The organism is Priestia sp. VA7 (genome assembly GCF_055710015.1).
Window position 1 is genome coordinate 1,086,688 of sequence record NZ_JBVQPN010000001.1, and the last position, 22,624, is coordinate 1,109,311.

Sequence of the window (22,624 nt, forward strand, 5' to 3'; positions counted from 1 at the left end):
AATGTTTTAGTCAAATTGATGTTCTTTTTAGGATCATTTTCTATCACAATCTTTGGGTTTGTTTTAAAACAGGGATTAACAGGGTTACTTTTATCTGCTGCCTGTATTATATCCGCAGGGTTCTTAATGAAAACTGGAGATACAAAAAGAGGGGGAAACTAACGCGGCTTAGCTTCTCCTTCTTTTTTAGTATTAGAGTGACTAGCTTTATATGTTGTATACAGCATATAAATAGGAAGACTCTTTAATAAGTAAAATAAATATAATTATGTTAAAATATAACTATATCTACTTTTTTGGTGGTGAAATAGATGAACAATCGAAGCTTGGGATTACTTTTAGTCGGTACAGGAACAGTCTTTTTGGTTTTAGCTTTAACATTACATATAGCTGGGTTATTATATGGTGTTATTTTAGGTAGCAGCATCGTATTAAATATTTCAGGGGCAGGTATACTTATGAAGTTTATAGCTCATGAAAAGCTGGCTCATCTGTAGAGATCTTATAGAGTAAGGTCTCAAATTTATTTTATGAGTATGTTTGGGGGTATCCTACTTTGGAAATGAACTTTTTTTGGTTAGCGTTAGGATTGGCTGCCCTTGGTTATTTTATAGGCGATGGTTTAAAGAATTTCAGCAAACCTCAAAGAAAATCAAAATATCCTTATTTGATTAAAGAAAAAGATCTACACTATCACTTTCACTTAAGCAAAGATGAAATTGAAGAACTGTTAACTAAATATCCCGGAGCTCCAAAGATAGAGCTGAAAGGGACTACCTATTATCCGTATCATCAATTCGTTGACTGGCTGTCGTCTAATGAAATTTATAAGGTGTAAAGGAGAGGAAGCATTTATTCTTTAAAGGCTAGATGCTTCTTTTTTGAAGATTGGATTCTAATGCTATCGTCACATTTAAAATGAAAAAGATGTCGCCAAGCATGTACTGGGGGATGACTACGGTTTTAGCCGTTGTTTTACATGGATATCAATACATCGTGGAAAAAGTAATTAGACAAACCAATGATTCTCAATCAAGATTACAAGCGCTTAAAGCAGATATCCAAAAAGGATCTTCTCATCGCTGAAGGTCGTTTTTTATTTCTGTAGGGGTCTATGACGTATTTATTTAACTCTTTTTATTTTCCATAATAAGTTTGTAATGAATGCGCTAAAAAAGCCAATAGAAATTAAACAAAAACCAGTTTGATACAAAATGAAATTCCAGCTGTCTTCAAAAGAAAAAAGTGTAATTCTTCCTGATTCTATAATATCAATACTAATAAATAAGAAAACGGTAATAAAATATATTAAAAAGAACTTTTTGTAGAAATAGCTTTTATAATCACTGCTCAATTTACTCACCTCAACTTAATTTTACGGCAAGTTTATCTATATGTTTATTGTTTTAATTAAAAGCGGCCTAATTTAGGGGGGATTATCATGAATTATAGCAAAGGCAGGTCTTTGTACTGCGGAGAAGGTACATGATGGTAACTGAAAGTACATACCATATTTATAAATTATAATTTTTCACCTATATTTAATTCTGAATATTTAAATTTATTTATATTTAAAATTGATATAATAGATATTAATAAAAATAGAAAGAGAGGAAGAAATATGTTTAATCAATATCCTATTGGGAAATTTACCGTGAAAGAAAATATTCAGAAAGAAGATATTCAAGGGTGGCTTCATGACATTGGAGATGCACCAAAGCAATTAGCTGATGCTGTAGAAGGACTGACCAAAGAACAATTAGCTACGCCTTATCGAGAAGGCGGTTGGAAATTAAGTCAAGTTGTCCATCATTTAGCTGACTCCCATATGAATGCTTATACTCGTTTTAAATTAGGGTTAACAGAGCAAGCGCCTACTATTAAAGCATATGATGAAGTGGCTTGGTCAACTTTGCCTGATAATGATTTACCTATAGAAGTTTCTCTCCAACTTTTTTCAGCTTTACATAAGCGGCTTCATAAATTGTTAAACTCCCTTGATGAAAAAGATTTGAAGAAAATGATCCACCATCCTGAAAACGGGGAAGTGACGATTGAACAATTAATAGCTACTTACGCTTGGCATGGAAAGCATCACGTTGCTCATATTACGACATTAAGAAATCAAAGAGGTTGGTGGAATGGCATTTAATTAACATATGTTAGAACCAAAAAAGCTCTTTTTAAAAGCTTTTTTGGTTCTAATAAATGACATTATACTAACTAAAGAGTATACAGAGCTTAAAAACAGAAAAACTCCCTCAATGTGTTAAGGAAGTTATCTCTAATCCTGAATAGTAATTCATTCATCCCTTATATAGCCATTATATTGTACGGTGATGACTTATTTTTATAAGCCATCAGATCGGACTTTTGAAACACCTAAGGCAAGGTTTTTCCACAAAGTTTGTTCAACCACTCCGGCGTCCACCGTACGACAATTAACAATGAGTATGACTTCCGAATGTTTGCCGCGTAAAAGCCGTTGATTTTTCTTGATTACTTTAAACATAAATAGTTTAATTCCTAGTCCTAAGATAAATCCGATAAAAGCACTAATTATTCCCCAGTAGATGGGGCCCCAGCTTAGTTTAAACCCAATGCTTGCACCAATGACTGAAAAGGCTGTGGCTAGAGCCATTCCTAGATCAATAAGAGAAATTCCATCTGCTCGATGAAGGCTATCAAAAAGCCGGCGATCTTCCGTTCGATTATTAAGGGGGACAATAAATATATCTTCTTTCTTTATCCCTTTTTTTTCTAGCTCTGAAACAGCTAATTCTATGTAACTGGAGTATTCAAATGTAGAAAAGACCTGCATGTTTTCACTCCACCTTTTTTTCTTGTCCCAATACAAAAACTTGGATGTTGATACGTTTTCTCAAAGAAGTTTTTCTGCACTTTTTCAGCAAGTTTATTATTCTCAACCGTATTTATATAGGAGTCGAAGGTAGCAAAACCATATAGGGAAGGGAAAAATAACAGCCATTCTTTATTTAAAACGGCAGTAGCCTGTTTTATTTCTCCTAAAAATAGAAGAGAAATTCCTTCAAGCAAGTGAGAATAATAAAAGAAAACAACTGCCCAAATGATAACAAAGAAAGCACCAATGATCCGATGAATATAGAGTTGTCCTAGACCTGGCATTACCAAGGACCAGAAAACGGACAGGATGGGATTCCGTTTATCTAAATAGTTTATTTCCATGGCTCCTATACTAAAGGTGTTGAACCGATGGTTTTCTCGTTCAGCTAACACGTATATTCTATTTAAATCAACGGTTGTCCGGTAACTATCCCATATAGCAAAAATATAAACGGGGATATAAATAAGAAGCCACCTTGTATTAAGCACGTCTTTTGCCATATCAATGTTTCCTTGGAAAGAATAAATCATGGCTAAATTTACATGAGATTTAATATTTATGACGACTTCCCATACGAACAACACAAAGCCGCGAAGGTATTTAGACAGTAGTAGGTGCCCAAACCCTGGAAAAGCCGCTGACCGCCAAGCGATAATATAAGGATTTCTTAAATGGATTTGAGTCGTTCCAAATATACTGACATGAGCAATATAGCGTCTTGCACTATTGTCATTTTTATAATTATTCATTTACGATCGATCTCCCATGGATTCGAAAAAAATATACTTTTTATACCTATCATCCATATTTAATATGGTCTTGTTCATTTATTTTATGCAGTTCATTGATATACACCTAATCTTTATCAAAATGAAGGGTTCTTTGACGAGAAAAAGCTCTTTATTTTTCCATAAAGAGGTGGTTAGATGCTTCACGGCGTCTTAACTCATTTGTTCAAGATATAGAAATATCTTCAATTTAGTTTTTATTTCATGAATCAAGAACTCTTTTCTACTTTTTCATCTAATGCTCTTATAGCTCCGATCATTAACCTGTTTAATACTGATTTGACTGTAAGACTAAGTAAAGTATGATACCATTTCCAAGGTCTTCTCCATCTAATTAAATTTGTCTTTTTTTCTGCCTAGAGTTCGATTAAAAACATTGGAAAGATGAATAAAATAATTTTATATATGATAACTAAGGGTTTATCGTTTTTTGTTAGTAGTTTCTCTTAAAAGATTATTATGTATTCCAGAATTAATTTGATACTGTTTATAAACGTACATTATGTCCACTGCCTTTTTATATTCTATACAACATAATAAAAAGGGAAAAAACTACTGCTCCTGTGCAGTAGTTTTCCTAGTCGTTGAAATATAGATGTTATTATATTGATAATGCTCTACTGCATCTTGAGTAGTTTGCTCTCGTTAGTGCTCTTTATTTGAGAAAGAACTGCTAATGTGGAATGAATCAGCAGTTCCTTCTTATAGCATGTTGTAGGATTGACTTAATGTGAAATTTTCACATTTTATACGAATTTTATGATTAACAATCCGTGTTTTTTGACTTGTGAAGAGGTGGTGGAACTAACCAGCCTTTTTCTTTGTTAAGTCGCAAAAACTTTCCACCAAGAGCTACTTTTTGCATGTGAATTTGACCAAACATTGCTGCAATATCTTCGCGAATAGATTGGCCAATCAGTTGACTGCAAGCAACTAGACCAGCAGCTATATCCAGTGAAATAGCCGCAGCAACTTCGGGGTCTTGAACACGTGCACCTACTGGAATATCATCTAAACAAGCTTCTGGACGTTCAGGCGGAGTTGGAGGTAAAGCCACTCCATTTTCTTTTAATAGCTTTTCTACACCTTTCATTTCCTGCTGACATTGTTCAATCGTTTCTTGTACCAACTTATGTAGATCCTTGTCCCCTACATGATTTAGAAACGTTTGATAACCAGCTACTAATCCTTTCGAAGCAGAAAGAAACGACCATGTTCCAAATACTTCACCGTAATGCATCGGTTCATCTGTAGGATTTCCACTTAAAATACCCATTGTTATCCTCCTTAACATATTCATAATAATGTGCCACCTTTCTTACTATGCACATACTTAACGTTTCCATATGATGTTTTATTATTCTTTTAGATATAAAAAGGAATTTTATCAGTGAATACAATCCACTATTTTACGTATACTATTCAAGATGCCTATAAGGGCATCAGTCACAATACCCTTGTTATACAGAGAGCTGCCTTCTTTGGCAGTTTTTTTGTTTTGTCATGTTTTATGTGGCTTTCTACTTGTAATGATAAATAAAAATGTCCATAATAAAAAGAAGAGTGGGTATCCACTCTTCCTTCAGCCATCACTTTATAAAGTTGTCTTAGAAACGTCCGCCGCCAAGTTGTTGCTCAGCTAATTGCACAAGACGCTTTGTAATTTCGCCACCTACTGATCCATTTGCACGTGCAGTTGTATCAGCACCAAGGTTTACACCAAATTCGCTAGCGATTTCATATTTCATTTGATCGATTGCTTGTTCAGCACCGTTTACTAATAATTCGTTACGGCTACCACTGTTGTTGTTTGCCATGTTGTGTCACCTCCTTGTTTTTCTTAAGTTTCCTAGGGGCCAAGAAGTATATACATGGTAAATGATGGGTGTTTATTTCCTTATCAGAATGACATACTAATTTTTAGAAACAACCGACACTGTAAAAAGTGGGATTAGATGTTTCATTTCCTTGTTATCTAAAAGTTGCCATGTGAGAAGAGGGTTGCAATTGCTATTGCAATCCTCTTTAGGGACGTATCAATGGTTATTTTTATACGAAACATAAAATTAAAAATGTAAGAGAGGAAGAGATTGTATTGTCAAAGACACGTCAGAAAAAAGAATACTGTAAAAAGTGCAGAAAAGAAACTATACATACCCTCACAGAAGATGCTTTAGAAATTAATTGTTACTGCCACGAATGTCATTCACAACACGATATCGTAAAAACATTTTTTTAATCATTTCTTAAAGTTTCATTCTCCAATAGACGAATAAATAACTACTTTTTTAGATATATCCATAGCTAAACTCCCTATTCGCCTTCGCTATTGAATTTCATTTTATACAATTATAAAAGCAGAGAAGAACGGGTAAAGTAACCGGGAAGATTTTTAGTGGAGGTGAACGAGAAGTGAGGAGTAGGGAAAGAGATTTTATAACCATTGAAAATGAAAAAGGTATTGAAAAACAATATGCAGTTGAGGCTTTATTTGATATGAGAAATCAGACTTATGCTTTGCTGCAATCGAACGGAGAAGTACTGTTGATGCGCGTTGAAGATGAAAAGGGTGAACAATATCTTGTTGGATTGACTGATTCTGAGGAACGTGACTCCATTTTAGATGCTTATCAAATTGCTGTAGAGGCTACGCCTGCTGACGAAGAATTTCGCTAATATGATGAGGAGTAGTACGTTATGAAGGAGAAAATTGTAGATGCAACTCATTTGGAGCAAAAAATGCGGATTGAAAAAGTGATCAATGGAATGACCTTTACGAAAAATTTCCGGTCTGCTACGGCAGAAGAATGGTACGTATTTCTTCCAGGTTATGAAGATCCAAGAACAGGTGGAGCTGCAGGGAAAGCGATGATTCATTATAACCTTTATGGAAATAGAGATGTGTTTATCAACACTACAGTCATCTTAGATGATCCAGCGCTATTTAAAGGAGAAACCCATCCTCTTGTTTATGCAATTGCAGATGAACTTGTCAACAGGCTAGTTGGCTATGCTGATACCTTGCTTTCTGTCCATGCCGGTGAAAACTCGTTTGATGCAGAATATAAACAAAACAATCATTAATCTTGATTTTTTTCAATTAAATCTTCTCTTAAAAAGAGGCTGAGACAAACGTATTTTAAAAAGATCCGAACGGTTCATCGTTCGGATCTTTTTATTATGATGGTAAATGTAGGTTTCATATGTTTTGTTGCTTCTAGCGCCCGCCCGTGGAAAGCGAAGTCTTGTATGGAAATCAATAGGGGTGTCAATCCACACTTGCCCTTTAATAACATAGGCAGGATACATTTCATTATCAATCATATAATGAGCGATCCTTTCATGAAGCTCCATAGCTTCGTTGAATTGCTTTTAATATTTTGCGAACTTTTGGTGCTGCCGTTCCCGTAAGGGCTATCTATCTAAACAATGATTGTTCAATTTTTTGAATGTTTTAGAAAAAGAGGTCAGGGTATTACAATTACCATAAACGAATTAATTGATATAAACCATTTTTTTACTAGAAGGAGGAACTGCTCATGACAAAAAATGTGATAGGTACGTATGATAATGAAGAAGATATTGTAACCGCTATTCAAAACTTAAAGACACAAGGTTTTCAAGAGAAGGACCTTTCTCTTGTAACCAGCAAAGATATCGATAAAGAGGACTATTCGAGAGTAGAAAGCAGAGAGGGAATTGACGTCAAGAAGGTTGAAACCACAGCACAAAATCACCAGGATGAGTCGATTATGGATAAAATTAAACATATGTTTTCACCAGATCACCCTAAAGAGATTCGTAGTGATAAAGCAAGAGTAGAAAAGCGTTTAATTAACTTAGGTGTCCCTCTTACAGAAGCAGGACCTTATGCAGATGATCTGCAAAAAGGAAAAGTATTATTGCTAGTAAAAGCTAATAGAGAGACAAAAACAAATCAGTTCTTAGGAAGTAGAGAAGATTCTCCTTTTGCAAAGGGTGACTCCGTTTATGATAAATCATTATACGGAGAACATCGTAAGCATGAATAGGTAGGAAGAAGAATAAAATTCGAGTTTGTGGGCAAACTAAGAACATAGGAACCCCAACTCCTCATCTTTCATTAAGTATGTGTTTTTTAAAAGCTGCTCATTTGAGCAGCTTTTTCTTTTTTAACGGAAATATTAGTATGAAAGCTAACTTGTATGAAAGCTTAAAAGGAGGGGAAGCTAAGTAAAAATGAGCGTTGATACGGAGGAACGGAAAATTGCAAAAAAAGAATCGATTAACATCTCCTGAAATTGCAAATTTATGGATACACTATATCCGTGAAACTTTATCTGTATGTGTAAATAAATATATGCTTCACACGATTCAAGATCCTGAGATACATAGCCTTTTTCAAACGGCTCTTCACTATTCATTTAAACACATAGATGCTTTAAAAGCATTATTTAAGAAAGAGAAGTTTCCTATTCCTAAAGGATTTACAGAAGAAGACGTAAACTTAGAAGCTCCTCCTCTATTTACGGATGTTTTGTGTCTTAAATCCCTTTATATGATGAGCACACACGGACATAATGAAATGAGTTTATCATTTGCGACTTCCTTACGCCCAGACATTGTAGATTTTTATTATCAATGCAACCTTGATGCGATGGAGATTTATAAAAAAGCTAAGGACCTTCTTGTTTCAAAGCAACTTTATCAGCAACCACCTACTTACATAACACCGAACAAGGTGGAAATGATTGAACACTACAACTATGTAACGGATGTATTCGGTAAACAGAGACCGATAAATACAATTGAAAGTGGACATGCTTATTTTAATTTAAACAAAACATTTATTGCCAAAGCGATGATCCTCGGCTTTTCACAAGTTTCAAAAAATCAAAACGTACGAGCATTATTAGAAAAAAGCCTGCAAGTAAAAAACAAACACATTGAAGTGTTTTCATCCTTATTAACCAAAGACAATCTTCATCTGCCTAAATCATGCGAAACAGAGGTTACAAATTCCAATATTTCTCCTTTTTCAGATCGGCTTATGCTTCTTCAAACGGGTTTCTTTTTTGGTGTAGCAGTTACTTATTATAACGCAGCTCTCATTGCAAGTATGAGAGCTGATATTTCAGCACACTGTGAAAAGGCGGCCTTGGATAGCTTGTGGATTTATAGCCGTATTGGGAAAGATATGATTGATAATCAGTGGATGGAACAGCCTCCCCAAGCAGACGACCGTAAAAGGTTAGATGATTAGAAAAACGTTCTTAATAAATTAATGTTTAATCCTCCGAGCATGCTACTACAGATGTTGTAAAAATATTTACGTATAAAGAGAAAGAGCTGCGGTTCAGGAGCGGTAGTTTTTTGGATGTATCTACTATACACTTCTAGTTAGCATATATAACGTTAACCAGAAGAAACTCACCAAAAAGAAGCCTTTGCTATAATTAGCAAAGGCTTTCAAAATTATGAGAATCACAATCAATAGGAACACCTTAAAAGACATTTTTGAAGTTTTAAGCCTATTTATTATATTTTTCCTGATTCTAAGCAGTAAGTTTTGAATCGTTCCTATCTTTAGATGCTTGATTCTGGTTTCTTAAAAGAAATGCACCAAATAGAGTAAAGGTAGTGACAATAACCCCCATGATTAAGTATGTTTGACGAAAACCAATTGAATCGTATAGATTTCCTACGATAGGAGAGAGTATAACAGCTCCTAGCTGCATCGCGAATTGGTAGCCAACCAAATATAAAATTGAAGAGAATTTTGTATCAAAATGTGTAGCCAGATATTTAAACACAGAAACGATGATAATGGCAAACTCTGGTGCGTTAAGAAGCTTAATAAATGAAATGCTGTATGGATCTGATACTAGACCTGAACCTATTACGCGCAAAATCATAATAATTCCCGCTAAAATTAAACCTCCTTTAGGACCTACTTTACGGACAATAAATGGAGCAACTAATAACATACCGGATTCTAAAAAGACCTGACCTGCATTTAAGTAACCAAATATTTGGTTTCCTAATTGTTCTGTTGGAAACAGAGAGGCATAATATACAGGAAATTGCTGGTCAAAGACATTATAAATACAGCCCGTCCCGAGCATAAAAATCATAAAAACCCAGAAATCTTTTCGTTTAAATAAACTGCCCAAATCTTGCACAGAAAGGGACTTTGCCTTCTTTTCTTCGATAGTGGATACTTCTACTTTTGTAAAGAAAATAACAAGTAATAAGAAAATGCCTGATCCCGATGCAATCCAAAAGTTGATATCAGGGTTAATGCTAAGCATTCGTCCCCCAAGAGCAGCTGCCACGGCTGCCCCTATTGATCCCCAAAGTCTTGCACGACCGAATTCAAACTCATGCTTTCTGCCAACTTTTTCGATATATGACTCGATAGCTGAGATACCAGCTAAAAAAGTGATGGCAAGATAAGACCCGCCTGTCAGGGCTCCTATCCAAAAATTCCAGTTTAAAAGAGGTTGATAGATGAAAATGAGAAATGGTCCAGATAAAATAACTAAAATTGAAATGAAGTATAATAAATTCTTTCGTAACCCCAATTTATCAGAGATATATCCATAAAGCGGTTGGAAAAGCATAGTGAAGACAGCGTTTACAGAAAAAACAATACCCGTTTGTGCTCCGGAAAGGTTAAGGCTTTGTCCCAACCAGATAGAAAAAAAAGTGAAAATAGAGGCAATAGATAAGAAGAACAAGAAAAAGAAACTGCTTAGCTTCCAGTAAAGTTTATTGTTTTGCATATTTAAATCCCCTTTGCTGTTTATGTATCTAAATTTTATTTAGAAAGCGTTTTCGATTTGATTGTATTATATATGGTACCGATTTCATATGTCAATAAGAAATTAATTAACAAAAACTCCCTTTAAAAAAGGTTTTTTTAAGTATAATGTGTTTTTTTGAGTGTGGTACTGGTTTCTTGCTTATAAAATAAATCTTTTTAAGTATGCTGGTTTATTAATCATGAAACATTTTATATAAAAAGGTTCCGTTTTAAAGAGTCACAGCGATTTTACTGATATTCTTATTGAACACACGATATAGTAGAGATGCAAACGAATTCATTCATTGCATTTTGGCTCTTTCTTAACGTAAAATAAGTATGAAACTGATTTCAGTTAATGATGGAGTGATAAATAAATGCCTACCATATATGACGTAGCAAAATTATCGGGGTTATCAAAAACAACCGTTTCCCGTGTTATAAACAATCATTCATATGTTTCAGAAGAGAAAAAAAATCTGGTGCTAAAAGCAATGAAAGAGCTTAACTATACCCCGAATCCTTCGGCAAGAAAGTTAAGAGGACAGGTAACAACTACAATTGGTGTCATTGTACCAAGAATCGTAAATCCATTTTTCTCTTATTTAGTCGATTCAATTGAACAAGTTGCTTATAAAAACGGCTATCACGTATTAATCTTTCAAAGTAATGAAGATAAAGAGAAAGAATTGGCCTTTTTAAATTTATTAAAAACAAAGCAAGTTGACGGAATTATTATGACCTCTATTGAAAATGACTGGAGTATCATAGAACCGTTTACTGAATCTGGTCCTATTTTGTTATGCAATGAATATGTAAACAACGCAAATGTTCCAATTGTTCGATTAGATCAATACAAGGGTGCGTATATAGGCGTAAAGCATTTACTTGAAAAAGGCCACCGGAAAATTGGGTACTGTACAGGTGGATTGTTTGCAGAGGAAGGCAAGGACAAGGACCGTAATCAAGGTTATCAAAAAGCACTTCAAGAGGCAGGGATTGAGCCGGATCCAAAATGGATCTTTGTTAATCAACACAGTATTGAAGACGGAAAACAAGTAGTTAAAAAAATCCTGTCAATGGAGGATCGTCCAACGGCTATATTTACAGGGAGTGATGAAATTGCCGGGGGAATGATGATTGAAGCCAAAGAGTGCGGTCTAAAAATACCTAATGATTTGGCTATTATTGGCTTTGATGATCAACCTCTTGCGCAAATGTTAGATCCAAAGCTAACAACTATACGACAACCTATTGATCAGATGGGGATTAAAGCAATGGAAACTCTTATTGATATGTTGAATGATTCTGAAGTGAAAGTGGAAACTTTTGAACTTCCAATCGAGCTGGTTGTTCGAAGTTCAACGTAATAGGAGATATCAGATGAAGGTGAGAGCTGGATTTATTCGTTCTCACCTTTTTTTGAAAAATTTTCAGAAAAGTTATTGAAACCGTTCCCATGATGTAATACAATGAATTTACCTTAAATGAGAAGGGTTATATCAGACTTTTTAATAGGATAAATTTTTTAATCATATATGGTATCGATACCATATAAACGAAGAATAAGTACATAATTTTAATATAAAAATACGGGAGCTGATAGAAATGGTTCAACTAAGTGAAAGAATGAATGAAGAAAGCGCTACAATAAAGAATAGACAATGGTGGAAGGAAGCAGTTGTATATCAAATTTATCCGAAAAGTTTTTATGACTCTAATGGTGACGGGATTGGTGACTTAAAAGGAGTTATTCAAAAATTAGATTACTTAAAAGAGTTAGGTATCGACGTTATTTGGTTAAGCCCAGTTTATCAATCACCAATGGACGATAACGGATATGACATCTCTGATTATCAAGCAATTGCAGAGGAATTTGGCTCTATGGAAGATATGGATCTATTAATCCATGAAGCTAAAAAAAGAAATATAAAGATTATTATGGACTTAGTAGTTAATCATACTTCGGATGAACATGAATGGTTCATAGAATCAAAAAGTGATATAAATCATCCTAAAAGAGATTGGTATATTTGGAGAAACGGAAGAAAAGACGGGGCTCCGCCTAACAATTGGAAATCTATTTTTGGCGGTTCGTGCTGGGAGTATGATGAGCAAACCGGACAGTATTATCTTCATGCATTTTCTAAAAAACAGCCTGATCTTAATTGGGAAAACCCTGATCTTCGAAATGCCGTTTATAAAATGGTCACATGGTGGTTAGATAAAGGAATTAGTGGCTTTAGAGTAGACGCCATTACATTTATAAAAAAACGACAGGACTTTGCTGATTCGCATGATGGAATGAATGTAATTGAAACCAATCAACAAGGCATTCATGAATTTTTAAGTGAACTAAGTAAAGAAGCTTTTACTTCACATGATATCTTAACCGTGGCAGAAGCACCTGGGGTATCATACAAAGAACTGCCTATTTATGCGGGGGAAGACGGGCATTTTAGTATGCTTTTTGAGTTCGATCATGTCGATTTAGATGTAGGAAAAGAAGGAAAATGGTATGAAACGTATAATTGGAATCTCCTTGATTTCAAAAAAGCCATTTCTGACAGTCAAACGTTCTATAACAACACAGGGTGGGGAGCGCTTTATTTAGAAAACCATGACCAGCCTCGTTCTTTAAACAAATTTATTAAACGAGAAGATATAGGACCTATTCCAGCTAAAATGTTAGCTACCGTCTATTTCTTCTTAAAAGGAACGCCATTTATCTATCAAGGGCAAGAAATTGGAATGACAAATGTACAGTATCCATCAATTGAGCATTATAATGACTTGGCTTCAATCGATCAATATTACTCTGCGCTGAAAGAAGGCTTCTCAAAAGAGGAAGCATTAGCAGCGATTTGGAGACGCAGTCGTGATAATTCTCGAACACCTATGCAGTGGAATCATTCTGAATATGCAGGATTTAGCCAAGGTACACCGTGGCTAGAGATAAATTCTAATTACTCTTTTATTAACGTCGAGAATGCTTTAAAAGATCGTAATTCTTTATTTTATTTCTATAAAAAGTTAATTAGTTTAAGAAAAAGCAGTCCATATTCAGATGTTATTGCTTTTGGTAAATACGAAGACATATTTAAAGATAGCCTGCAAATCATGGCCTACACGAGAGAGTTGAACGATAAAAAAATAGCGGTGATTGCTAACTTTGATAATAAAGAGTTGACTCTAAACTTAGATTTTAATATAAAAAATGTTATTTTATCCAACTATGATTATTTAGAATTACACCTAAACCAGATAAAATTACGACCTTACGAGTCCATCGTTTGTGAAGTCGATTTATCATGTTAATCTGTTTTTATCACAATTGACTGATTCACGTATAGAAAGGTAGGGTGAAATCTTTTGAAAACATTAAGAAATCAACATCAAGAAAAAATCTCAAAGGCAATAGAATCTGTGTTAAACGAGCAGGAGTCTGTTGATCAGAATCATTGGCGACTACAATACCATGTGTCTACACCAGCATTCTGGATGAATGACCCAAACGGATTCAGCTTTTATAAAGGTGAGTATCATTTGTTTTATCAACATCATCCTTACTCTCCCGAGTGGGGGCCAATGTATTGGGGGCATATAAAAAGTAAGGATCTTACTTACTGGGAACACCTTCCTATCGCTCTTGCTCCGAGTGAAGAATACGATAGGGATGGATGTTTTTCAGGAAGTGCAATTGAAAAAGACGGGAAGCTTTATGCAATGTACACAGGGAATGTGTGGACAGGGGATAACTATGATACGGACTTACGACAGGTTCAGTGTCTTGCTGTAAGCGAAGACGGCGTTCATTTTAATAAAGTACCTCAAAATCCAGTTATTGATTCAGCGCCTGAAGGAGATATTCACCCTTATCATTTTAGAGATCCAAAAGTATGGAAGAAAGACGACTATTATTATTGTGTTCTTGGATCACGTACAAAGGATCATGAAGGGCAAGTTCTTTTGTATTGTTCAAGAGATCTGTTGAATTGGGAGTTTATGAATGTAATGGCCAAAAGCCAAGGAAATCTTGGTTTTATGTGGGAGTGTCCAGATCTTTTTAGTCTTGATGGACAAGACGTGCTTGTTATGTCACCTCAAGGAATGAAATCAGAAGGGGATCTCTACCATAACTTACATCAAGCTGGATATGTAAAAGGGAAATTGGACTATAAAACAGGGCTGCTTCAACACGAAGACTTTCAGCTTTTGGACTACGGGTTTGACTTTTATGCTCCTCAGACGGCAGAAGATGAACATGGCAGACGCATTACGATAGCGTGGATGGCTATGTGGGAAAGCAGCATGCCTGAACAAAAACACAATTGGGCAGGCGCAATGACTATTCCGCGTGAGCTTTCTACTAAACAAGGGAATATAATTAGTAAACCAATTCCAGAGCTTAAGCAGCTTCGTCAACATCACGTGCAGTATAAAAATATCACGGTTAACGGAGAACAAGAACTTGCAGGTATTTCAGGTGATTGTTACGAACTTGAAGTGGAAATTAACGCAAAAGCTGCTTCACAGTTCGGAATAAAAGTGAGAACAGATAATGACACTCACCAGGAAACGCTCTTAACTTATGATAGGCTAGAAAGTTTGTTTATCTTTAATCGTGATAAATCAGGTGAAGGTGATGGGGGAATAAGAAAAGCACCTGTTGGATTAAATGATAATCACTTGCATCTTCATCTGTTTGTTGATAAATCTTCCATCGAAGTTTTTATTAATGAAGGCGAGAAAGTGATGACGAGCAGAATCTATCCCGCAGACAATGCAAAAGGTATTTGTTTCTTTGCAGATCAAGAAATTGAATTGATTACCTTAAATAAATGGAACTTAAGCAAGGGCGTTTCTCCACTGATTTTTTAAAGGCTAATAGGAATTGGATAAAGATAGTAGCCAAGCAACGTAAAAGAAAGAAATTACAACAATTTATGTAACTAGATTAACTTGAAGAACAGATCCCCTTAAGGGGATCTGTCCCTTTTATATGTACATTAATATCTTTATTACATGGAAAAGTGCTTTTTTTGATTACTGTTATCTTTTATAAATAGTTTTATAAAGAATAGAGGGTAAATCATCAAGTATAAATTAAAAGCCCACCATGTTAAATCGAAATCCTTAATAAATGCCCAATATGCGATGGCTTGTAGTCCTGAGCAAAATGTTAAAACTAAAGAAATTAAAGCGTATCCCTTCCATGATTCCTTATTTAACTTATATAAATATAGACTAAATAATCCAGTGAATGAAATAAGAATATCTAGAGGGAAGAACGACCAATTCCAAGCTATGATTATGCGATTATTATAATCTTTAAAAGCCGCACTTTGAGGTATAAGCTGAAAATAAGTAGCAATCCAATAGATAATAAATCCTATATCTGTGACGAGAAAAAAAGGTTTTAAATATTTCATCTTTTTATCTAATGTGTTCTTCTAAAGGGGATTTACTAGCATTAGCTTCTTTTTCCCCAGTCATATTTAATGTCACTACACCGATAATGATGAGAGCTATAGCAACGATCTTTAGCAGACTTACACTTTCATTGAAGTACATAAATCCAATTAGCGTAATAATTATAATCCCCATACCTGACCAAATAGCGTAAGCAATTGAAACTTCTATACTTTTTAACGTTAATGTCAAAAAGTATAAACTACAAATGTAAAAAAGTATAAGCAATACACTTGGTATAACTTTGGTAAAACCTTCTGATAATTTCATGGTCGTAGTTCCAGCAACTTCAAAAAGAATAGCTAAACATAGATAAATCCAATACAACTTTCTTCGCCTCCTTATTTTTTACAGAAAAGCTTAGGTGATGATTTTTGTCATAAAAATACTCATAGATAACAAATAAATATAACTTTAAATACCTTATAAGTATAAGTTTACCATATTAGGATTTTTATATATAATCTATAGATGTTGTTACTTATATATTGTGAGGAGGAGAAAAGAAATGAAGAAAACGTTTGTCGCATTAATTCTTGCTTTATCCCTGGTTGTATCTGCATTAGGAATTCAGCCTTCGAATGCTAAAGCTGAATCAAATCACAATCCGGTTGTTCTTGTTCATGGAATCAGCGGTGCGTCCTATAACTTTATTGCTATCAAAAACTATTTAATTGCTCAAGGTTGGGATCGCAATGATCTTTACGCTATTGATTTTGTAGATAAGACAGGCAACAATTTGAATAATGGACCTCAGCTTGCTCGATACATTGATCAAGTGTTGAAAGAGACGGGAGCTAAGAAGGTAGATATTGTTGCTCATAGTATGGGCGGAGCAAACACGCTGTATTATATTAAATATCTAGGGGGAGGGAATAAGATTGAAAATGTCGTGACGTTAGGAGGAGCGAATGGTTTAGTTTCTTCGATAGCACTCCCAGGTACAGATCTCAATCAAAAAATTCTTTATACGTCGATCTACAGCATAAATGATCAAATTGTTGCTAATAGTCTCTCTAGGCTGCAAGGAGCAAGAAACATTCAACTTTATGGCATTGGACATATTGGATTGCTTTCAAATAGTCAGGTTAACGCGTACATAAAAGAAGGGCTGAATGGCGGGGGACAAAATACAAACTAGTTATTTTTCAGGTGAACAAGGCAGGATCGACTTTTATATATTTAGAATCAGAATGTTTGCCTTTGTGTTTCACCAGCATGTACCCGATGAAACAATCGAAGTCAAAGCAGCTCCCGCGCTGAAATAGAATAGAGTGCTAAAAGTACCTCAGTTAATCAAGGTACTTTTTTAGGTTTTTGTACAAAGAATCGATGATTAAAAAGCGCTCAAATTGATTTTTAATCGCGCATTGCGCCTGCTTCTCGAGAAGTCATTGCGCCTTGTCCTTCATTTACGTCTCTTTGGATTTCTTGTTTTACTTTTTGTGCATTTGTTGCAGAAGCTGCTGGTTTCTCAGTAAAACCCGCATTTTCTTTAGCTGATTGATGTTGCTGCATATGATCTCTCCTTCCTTTTTTATTCGTACAAAAAGGAAGAATGGAGCCCCATTCTTCCTTCAGCCATCAATTATAAAGTTGTCTTAGAAACGTCCGCCGCCAAGTTGTTGCTCAGCCATTTGTACAAGACGTTTTGTGATTTCGCCACCTACTGATCCGTTTGCACGTGCAGTTGTATCAGCACCAAGGTTTACACCAAATTCGCTAGCGATTTCATATTTCATTTGATCGATTGCTTGTTCAGCACCGTTTACTAATAATTCGTTACGGCTACCACTGTTGTTGTTTGCCATGTTGTGTCACCTCCTTGTTTTTCTTAAGTTTCCTATTGTGGAAGAGATGTATTCGTGGTAAATAATGGATGTATATTTTCTTGTTAGGATGACATACTAACTTTTAGAAACAACCGACACTGTAAAAAGTGGGATTAGATGTTTCATTTCCTTGTGACTAAAAACTAAAAGCTTGCCATGTGTAGGAGAGAGAATGACAACTCGTTTGTCATTCTTTTTTCATGTCCATGGGTATATTATTTGAAGGACAAAAGACTAACTCTATAAAGAGTTAGTCTTTTGCTTGATGAAAACGATCAATATTCAAAAAGCTGCCTCAAAGGATTGCTTTTTATATCTATTTTAAGAGTTAGGTTTATTGATTCTATCCATTGCTTCTTGAACTGCATTTACAACAAAAGGATCTTTTTCCTTCAAATCATTCACGCTGATTTCACCTGATTGTAAACCTCTGCAAATTTCATGGATATCTTCTTCAATTGTAATCGGCAGCTTATTTTCTGTAAGCATGTTACTTAATTCATTTGCTAACATTTTTTGTTGATCCATGGGATGCCCTCCTCGTCATGTAAAAGTATAAAATGATCAAGCTTATTTCTTTTCTTTTCCTTCTTGCTGATTCTGTACTTTTTCAATTCCAGTGTTTGATTCAAATCCAACTCGATAAGTTCCAGATTTTTGTTGTTTTACTGAATCTGGCATTTGATACTGCTTTAAATCATCCTGAAACTGTCTTGTGCTTGGATTTCCTTCCACTTATATTCCTCCTCAGTAAAGTAAGTTTTGACGATTTAGTTTCCCCAGTTCGTAAAACAATTAAGCATGTTGTACATGGCTCTTTGCAACAAGTATCTAATTAATTCTCGGGAAATAAAAATATAACTTAACCTTCCACTTATTTTATCTTCAAATTTTCAAACAATAGGGCTAGGAGGTGTTTTTATGCCAAAGAAAGACTTTAAAGGCGTTGATAATTCAGGAATTGCAGAAAGAGTTGATTATAACAACTATAAAAATAAAGATAGCAATAATGACCCTACGCTTAACCGTATTGTCGAAGAAGATGGGCGTGCTCTTGATCCGAGGGAAACCTTAGAAAATTTCTTCACTGACCTTGAAGGCGAAGATCCACAAGAAATTACAACTTAATAAAAAAAGTAGAAAACGGCGGTCTTTTTAAGCGAAAAGACCTATGAAACGCAGATATTTTCATTAAAGAACCTGCTGTAAACGAGTTAACATGATTTAAAAAAATGAGGACTATTAATAGAGGTGAAGTTAATGTCGCACACAGAAACTGAACGAACAACGTATATGTATGATCCTTTCACTATACAAGGTCTTGAAATGAATATACCTAAAGAAGGCGAAGGCAGCCAACCGCTAATAAATCGTTCAGGACTGAGTACCTCTACGTTCAAAACGAACATGAATAGAAAGCATTTTGAACGTTATATTTATTAGCAGGAATATCCTGCAGCTTTTTACCTTATAAAAAGATCCTTCTATTTTATACGCTAGAAGGGTCTTTCCACTAAATATTCTCATTTCAGTATAGTAATCAATTGCTTGTGCCTAACGTATTGGGAAATTCACCTTCGTGTTAGGTGTGGATAGGTAATAAAAATGGTTAGTGTTTTTTCATATATTGTCTGTACATCCATTGTAGAAAGGATTTAACGAAATGCAGAAGCAAACCCTACTTTTTAATTTAGACGATACGCTTGTTCACTGTAATAAATATTTTAGAGACACCATAAATGCTTTTGTGGCTCAATTGCAGGAATGGTTTGAGAATCTGACTAAGGAAGAAATAAAACAAAAGCAGTTAGAGATAGATTTAAAAAGTATCGAAAAGCATGGCCTTCACTCTTCCCGATTTCCAGAATCATTAGTAGCTACTTATTTATTTTTTAGTGAACAAAATCATCAAGATATCCATGAAGATAGAGTCCAAAGAGTCAAAAAAATTGGTCAAAGTGTATTTGAAGTACCGATAGAGCCTTTGCCAAATATGTATGAAGTATTAGATAAGCTTAAAGAACAAGGACATGATCTCTACTTACACACAGGTGGAGACGAGGAAAATCAAGGTAGAAAAATTGTTCAGCTAGAGCTAGCTAAATACTTTGAAAAAAGGGTATTTATTTCTGAACAAAAAGATACAGCTGCATTAAAAGAAATACTAAACCAAATTAAGTACGATCCAAAAAAGACTTGGATGATTGGCAATTCATTAAAAACCGATATAAGACCGGCAGTAGAAGCTGGAATACATGCGATTCACGTACCTTCTGAACTGGAGTGGAGCTACAACCAAGTTAAAATTGATGTTGCGCCAAAAGGTAAATTGATAACCGTTAATTCGTTGCTGGAAGTTCCAGAAATCATTCAAAAGCATGCTCAAGAAACGGTTGTGTCCACCTAATATTAGGTCATATGTAAACACAATATATAGAAACAGCTAACCGTTGATTAAACCTTACCCAACGGTAGCCAGATAAAGTTCTTATGTTTTTTCTAATCAACTCACATACTATACAGAGGAGGTGACTGATATGGCAGATCACTCTAAAGAATCAGAAAAAATGATATGTGAAGATCATAATTCTCCAGTTGATGAAAGAAGCTACGATTTATACGAAGCGACCCGTAATTCACTTTTACGTAATGAATTAGACGATAAAAACAAAACCATTTTAAATAATATTGATAACGGAGCGATGGATGTTAATCTTGAGGAATAATGGGCATTAAAAAACCTTTTATTTCTTAGTCTCATAGCTATGTTACTAAGGATACACATTTCTTTTTCTCTTAGTAGAAAAGACCCTAAATAATTAGGGTCTTCTTTAGGTGTTTGTCCAAACATTCTATGGTTGTTTCACATACAGTAAGAGGAGTCTACTAATAGAAAGGAGAAGATTTTTAATATGAGAAACAACTATCCTTATCAGCACTCTAACTATGGTGGTTATCAAGGGGCTATGTATCCTCAGCAAGGTAACTGCGGTTATCCTCCAGCTAAACCATGTGGCCAATTACCTCCTCAAACTATGCCTGCTCAGTATGACCCAGTTAAACAAAATACATCTTTTACTGGTCAAGATGTGTTTGTGCCAGTGGTGCATCCTAGTCATACTACAAATGTTTATCAAAAAAATTATAAATATATGCACTCATTCCCGCATACAGAATCCGTTGTATGTCAGGAAACGCATCAACATTTTTGTGCTCCAAGCTGCCCTCCTAGACCTCGTCCTTGGTGCTGATAGCCAAAAAAGCCCCTTCATTTTAACAATGAAGGGTTTTTACTATGTGAAATTTATAATGTTATCTAGCTATCGTTAAACAAAGTAGCCTATTTTTGACCAAAATCCAATCGATATGAGCTATGTCTACATATAATACCTTAACCCATGTATATTTAAAGTTTTTTCCTTTAGTTAAATACCACGAAAAGAGGTGTTTGTATGTCTAGTTATGGTGGAGCAGGTTCTGGTTTTGCTTTATTAGTTGTCCTGTTTATTCTTCTTGTCATTATTGGATGCAGCTGTTACGGCCGCGGATTTGGCTATTAATAACAATAAAAAAGTCTTTCTCTAATGTGAGAAAGACTTTTTTATTCTAGGTTGTGCGGGGCTGCTTTTATACGCAATAGAACTGATTGGGCGGAATACAAACAATCTATTGCAGAGGGAGTAAAACTCATATATGGGATCTGAGGATGCTTCATTGTATGTAAAAGAAACTAAAAGGTTATTATTTTTTTATTTATAGTGATATAAAACGTAGTCTATCCACTTTGTGGAGCAAATTTCGTTTTTCATCATATGCTAAATGTATGAACGAGAAGGAGGTGAAGTTTATGTTCTTTGGCGGTTATGGCGGAGGTTGTGGCTATGGTTATGGCGGCGGCTGCGGTTACGGCGGTGGCAGTGGTTTTGCTTTAATTATCGTGCTGTTTATCTTATTAATCATTATTGGCTGTGCTTGTTGGGGAGGATTTGGCGGTTGCTAATTATTAGCCTGCCTTTCTCTCTAACTTAAAAAAGTTAGCTTTATGCTAGCTTTTTTTATTTGTTAAATAGGGACATGTATAGTGATTAGTACTAATACCTGCTGTTTTAACCAATGGTTTACAGCTTGTTATTAAGCGTTTAAGGATGAAAGTTATTATACTCAGCATAAGAACCATGAATATTTGAAATAAGTTTAGTTGAAAATTCACCTCTTTGTTTTGGGGAAATGATGTAAAATGATGATAAGAGGAGGTATGGAAATGAATGGAACAGATGCGATAGTATTAAATATAAAAGAGATTAGAAGAAGAAGTATAAAGGTTTGGCAAGCAATTCCTGATGATAAACTCGATTGGAAGCCGGATAAAGAAGCTATGACATGCATAGAAATGGTTCGTCATGTCTTGGAGTCAGAATACTATTATCATCTAGCTATCGAAAATTTGGGCAGCTTAAAGGAATTTGATTCTCCTTTTGAAAAAAGACCCTTACAATCTATAAAGGATGAATTGGAGTTTGCAGCATCCTACCATCAACAATTTTTAGACATGATTACTCCTTTTTCTGAAGAAGATTTAACTAATATTAAAATAGACCGTTCAGATGTTGGTTATATTCGTTCTTTAGGGGATATGTTGATGCGGATAGGCTATCATGAATCCGTACACGCTGGACAACTCTTACAGTATTTGAGAATCATGGAGGTTGATCGACCTAGGATATGGGATTAAACCAATTAGATAATATGTATATCATAGATAAAACTAGTTACCATAATGTCCCTATTTTCTAAGAAACATTTTTTGGCATTTATAGAAAGCTCATTGTTTGCAATCTGTGAATTTGACCAAACATCACTGCAATATCTTTCCGAATAGACG

General features: G+C 34.9%; 32 protein-coding genes. 20 read left to right on the top strand and 12 right to left on the bottom strand.

The features are described from left to right. The first annotated feature begins 311 nt into the window (after positions 1–311). The 4 genes from AC0C45_RS05740 (at position 312) to AC0C45_RS05755 (ending at position 2,152) form a co-directional block, all read left to right on the top strand. Entirely contained in the window at positions 312–497 is a 186-nt protein-coding gene (locus tag AC0C45_RS05740) for a hypothetical protein (RefSeq protein WP_016765107.1), read from the top strand. A gap of 59 nt (positions 498–556) precedes the next feature. Then, positions 557–838 carry a hypothetical protein gene (locus tag AC0C45_RS05745; protein ID WP_016765106.1) on the top strand — a complete coding sequence of 94 codons (282 nt, stop codon included), beginning with the start codon at positions 557–559 and terminating at the stop codon, positions 836–838. Positions 839–888: 50 nt separating this feature from the next. After that, positions 889–1,086 (top strand): hypothetical protein, encoded by a 198-nt coding sequence (locus AC0C45_RS05750; RefSeq protein WP_472927954.1) that lies wholly within the window; start codon positions 889–891, stop codon positions 1,084–1,086. 535 nt (positions 1,087–1,621) lie between these two features. Then, positions 1,622–2,152: a YfiT family bacillithiol transferase gene (locus tag AC0C45_RS05755; RefSeq protein WP_171776748.1), complete on the top strand. Its 531-nt coding sequence runs from the start codon at positions 1,622–1,624 to the stop codon at positions 2,150–2,152. A 198-nt stretch (positions 2,153–2,350) separates the two neighbouring features. On the opposite strand, the gene AC0C45_RS05760 is transcribed toward AC0C45_RS05755, so the two are convergent. The 4 genes from AC0C45_RS05760 to AC0C45_RS05775 form a co-directional block, all read right to left on the bottom strand. Beyond that, positions 2,351–2,821 carry a hypothetical protein gene (locus AC0C45_RS05760; protein WP_459988365.1) on the bottom strand — a complete coding sequence of 157 codons (471 nt, stop codon included), beginning with the start codon at positions 2,819–2,821 and terminating at the stop codon, positions 2,351–2,353. Next, the gene (locus AC0C45_RS05765; RefSeq protein WP_237892781.1) at positions 2,782–3,615 is read right to left on the bottom strand and encodes a hypothetical protein; all 834 of its coding nucleotides are present in this window, start codon (positions 3,613–3,615) and stop codon (positions 2,782–2,784) included. Before AC0C45_RS05765 ends, AC0C45_RS05760 begins: the two co-directional genes overlap by 40 nt. 802 nt (positions 3,616–4,417) lie before the next feature. Beyond that, on the bottom strand, positions 4,418–4,930 hold the full coding sequence (locus AC0C45_RS05770) for a DUF3231 family protein (protein WP_013058453.1): 513 nt from the start codon (positions 4,928–4,930) through the stop codon (positions 4,418–4,420). Positions 4,931–5,261: 331 nt separating this feature from the next. Beyond that, entirely contained in the window at positions 5,262–5,471 is a 210-nt protein-coding gene (locus AC0C45_RS05775) for an alpha/beta-type small acid-soluble spore protein (RefSeq protein ID WP_034649738.1), read from the bottom strand. 595 nt (positions 5,472–6,066) lie between these two features. Here AC0C45_RS05775 and AC0C45_RS05780 point away from each other — a divergent pair. After that, positions 6,067–6,330: a DUF1292 domain-containing protein gene (locus AC0C45_RS05780; protein WP_034649740.1), complete on the top strand. Its 264-nt coding sequence runs from the start codon at positions 6,067–6,069 to the stop codon at positions 6,328–6,330. Between the two features lie 21 nt (positions 6,331–6,351). Next, positions 6,352–6,738, top strand: a complete 387-nt coding sequence (locus AC0C45_RS05785; protein WP_034649743.1) for a hypothetical protein — start codon at positions 6,352–6,354, stop codon at positions 6,736–6,738. Positions 6,739–6,750: 12 nt separating this feature from the next. Here AC0C45_RS05785 and AC0C45_RS05790 read toward each other — a convergent pair whose 3' ends face one another. Next, entirely contained in the window at positions 6,751–6,978 is a 228-nt protein-coding gene (locus AC0C45_RS05790) for a hypothetical protein (protein WP_047933590.1), read from the bottom strand. Positions 6,979–7,193: 215 nt separating this feature from the next. Here AC0C45_RS05790 and AC0C45_RS05795 point away from each other — a divergent pair, with 215 nt between their 5' ends. Together AC0C45_RS05795 and AC0C45_RS05800 are read left to right on the top strand one after the other, a co-directional pair. Continuing rightward, on the top strand, positions 7,194–7,685 hold the full coding sequence (locus AC0C45_RS05795; RefSeq protein WP_016765098.1) for a general stress protein: 492 nt from the start codon (positions 7,194–7,196) through the stop codon (positions 7,683–7,685). 215 nt (positions 7,686–7,900) lie between these two features. Further along, positions 7,901–8,896 (top strand): DUF3231 family protein, encoded by a 996-nt coding sequence (locus AC0C45_RS05800; RefSeq protein WP_237892779.1) that lies wholly within the window; start codon positions 7,901–7,903, stop codon positions 8,894–8,896. Between the two features lie 292 nt (positions 8,897–9,188). Here the strand turns inward: AC0C45_RS05800 and AC0C45_RS05805 are convergent, their stop codons facing one another. After that, on the bottom strand, positions 9,189–10,418 hold the full coding sequence (locus AC0C45_RS05805) for an MFS transporter (protein WP_047933592.1): 1,230 nt from the start codon (positions 10,416–10,418) through the stop codon (positions 9,189–9,191). A 397-nt stretch (positions 10,419–10,815) separates the two neighbouring features. Here AC0C45_RS05805 and AC0C45_RS05810 point away from each other — a divergent pair, with 397 nt between their 5' ends. The 3 genes from AC0C45_RS05810 (at position 10,816) to AC0C45_RS05820 (ending at position 15,319) form a co-directional block, all read left to right on the top strand. Beyond that, positions 10,816–11,808 (top strand): LacI family DNA-binding transcriptional regulator, encoded by a 993-nt coding sequence (locus tag AC0C45_RS05810; RefSeq protein ID WP_047933593.1) that lies wholly within the window; start codon positions 10,816–10,818, stop codon positions 11,806–11,808. Positions 11,809–12,046: 238 nt separating this feature from the next. Continuing rightward, positions 12,047–13,756, top strand: a complete 1,710-nt coding sequence (locus tag AC0C45_RS05815; protein WP_257061654.1) for an alpha-glucosidase — start codon at positions 12,047–12,049, stop codon at positions 13,754–13,756. Positions 13,757–13,810: 54 nt separating this feature from the next. After that, positions 13,811–15,319 carry a glycoside hydrolase family 32 protein gene (locus AC0C45_RS05820; protein ID WP_047933595.1) on the top strand — a complete coding sequence of 503 codons (1,509 nt, stop codon included), beginning with the start codon at positions 13,811–13,813 and terminating at the stop codon, positions 15,317–15,319. Positions 15,320–15,459: 140 nt separating this feature from the next. Here AC0C45_RS05820 and AC0C45_RS05825 read toward each other — a convergent pair whose 3' ends face one another. Next, positions 15,460–15,870 carry a YvaD family protein gene (locus AC0C45_RS05825; RefSeq protein WP_034649771.1) on the bottom strand — a complete coding sequence of 137 codons (411 nt, stop codon included), beginning with the start codon at positions 15,868–15,870 and terminating at the stop codon, positions 15,460–15,462. A gap of 4 nt (positions 15,871–15,874) precedes the next feature. Next, positions 15,875–16,237 carry a DMT family transporter gene (locus tag AC0C45_RS05830; protein WP_237892775.1) on the bottom strand — a complete coding sequence of 121 codons (363 nt, stop codon included), beginning with the start codon at positions 16,235–16,237 and terminating at the stop codon, positions 15,875–15,877. Between the two features lie 181 nt (positions 16,238–16,418). Between AC0C45_RS05830 and AC0C45_RS05835 the strand changes: the two genes are divergently transcribed. Then, positions 16,419–17,051, top strand: coding sequence for an esterase/lipase family protein (locus AC0C45_RS05835; RefSeq protein ID WP_047933597.1), 633 nt, complete (start codon positions 16,419–16,421; stop codon positions 17,049–17,051). 218 nt (positions 17,052–17,269) lie between these two features. On the opposite strand, the gene AC0C45_RS05840 is transcribed toward AC0C45_RS05835, so the two are convergent. The 4 genes from AC0C45_RS05840 to AC0C45_RS05855 form a co-directional block, all read right to left on the bottom strand. Continuing rightward, positions 17,270–17,428, bottom strand: coding sequence for a hypothetical protein (locus tag AC0C45_RS05840; protein ID WP_013084443.1), 159 nt, complete (start codon positions 17,426–17,428; stop codon positions 17,270–17,272). An 83-nt stretch (positions 17,429–17,511) separates the two neighbouring features. Next, a complete protein-coding gene (locus tag AC0C45_RS05845; protein WP_034649774.1) occupies positions 17,512–17,721 on the bottom strand; it encodes an alpha/beta-type small acid-soluble spore protein in 210 nt (69 codons plus the stop codon). Positions 17,722–18,063: 342 nt separating this feature from the next. Continuing rightward, positions 18,064–18,270, bottom strand: coding sequence for a hypothetical protein (locus AC0C45_RS05850; protein WP_016766362.1), 207 nt, complete (start codon positions 18,268–18,270; stop codon positions 18,064–18,066). A gap of 42 nt (positions 18,271–18,312) precedes the next feature. After that, positions 18,313–18,477, bottom strand: a complete 165-nt coding sequence (locus AC0C45_RS05855) for a hypothetical protein (RefSeq protein ID WP_016766361.1) — start codon at positions 18,475–18,477, stop codon at positions 18,313–18,315. Positions 18,478–18,663: 186 nt separating this feature from the next. Between AC0C45_RS05855 and AC0C45_RS05860 the strand changes: the two genes are divergently transcribed. The 8 genes from AC0C45_RS05860 to AC0C45_RS05895 all read left to right on the top strand — a co-directional run bounded on the left by AC0C45_RS05860 (position 18,664) and on the right by AC0C45_RS05895 (position 22,474). Beyond that, a complete protein-coding gene (locus AC0C45_RS05860; protein ID WP_016766360.1) occupies positions 18,664–18,870 on the top strand; it encodes a hypothetical protein in 207 nt (68 codons plus the stop codon). Positions 18,871–19,002: 132 nt separating this feature from the next. Next, complete coding sequence (locus AC0C45_RS05865; RefSeq protein ID WP_025749972.1) at positions 19,003–19,185, top strand: hypothetical protein; 183 nt, start codon at positions 19,003–19,005, stop codon at positions 19,183–19,185. Between the two features lie 220 nt (positions 19,186–19,405). Further along, positions 19,406–20,149 carry an HAD family hydrolase gene (locus AC0C45_RS05870; protein WP_016766358.1) on the top strand — a complete coding sequence of 248 codons (744 nt, stop codon included), beginning with the start codon at positions 19,406–19,408 and terminating at the stop codon, positions 20,147–20,149. Positions 20,150–20,279: 130 nt separating this feature from the next. Next, positions 20,280–20,468 (top strand): hypothetical protein, encoded by a 189-nt coding sequence (locus tag AC0C45_RS05875; RefSeq protein ID WP_013084436.1) that lies wholly within the window; start codon positions 20,280–20,282, stop codon positions 20,466–20,468. Positions 20,469–20,654: 186 nt separating this feature from the next. Further along, positions 20,655–20,993 (top strand): CotD family spore coat protein, encoded by a 339-nt coding sequence (locus tag AC0C45_RS05880; RefSeq protein WP_053215337.1) that lies wholly within the window; start codon positions 20,655–20,657, stop codon positions 20,991–20,993. Between the two features lie 201 nt (positions 20,994–21,194). Beyond that, positions 21,195–21,302: a YjcZ family sporulation protein gene (locus tag AC0C45_RS05885; RefSeq protein ID WP_016766356.1), complete on the top strand. Its 108-nt coding sequence runs from the start codon at positions 21,195–21,197 to the stop codon at positions 21,300–21,302. 287 nt (positions 21,303–21,589) lie between these two features. Beyond that, positions 21,590–21,742, top strand: coding sequence for a YjcZ family sporulation protein (locus tag AC0C45_RS05890; protein WP_013058439.1), 153 nt, complete (start codon positions 21,590–21,592; stop codon positions 21,740–21,742). Positions 21,743–22,003: 261 nt separating this feature from the next. Next, positions 22,004–22,474: a DinB family protein gene (locus tag AC0C45_RS05895; protein ID WP_237892773.1), complete on the top strand. Its 471-nt coding sequence runs from the start codon at positions 22,004–22,006 to the stop codon at positions 22,472–22,474. Positions 22,475–22,624 lie beyond the last annotated feature (150 nt).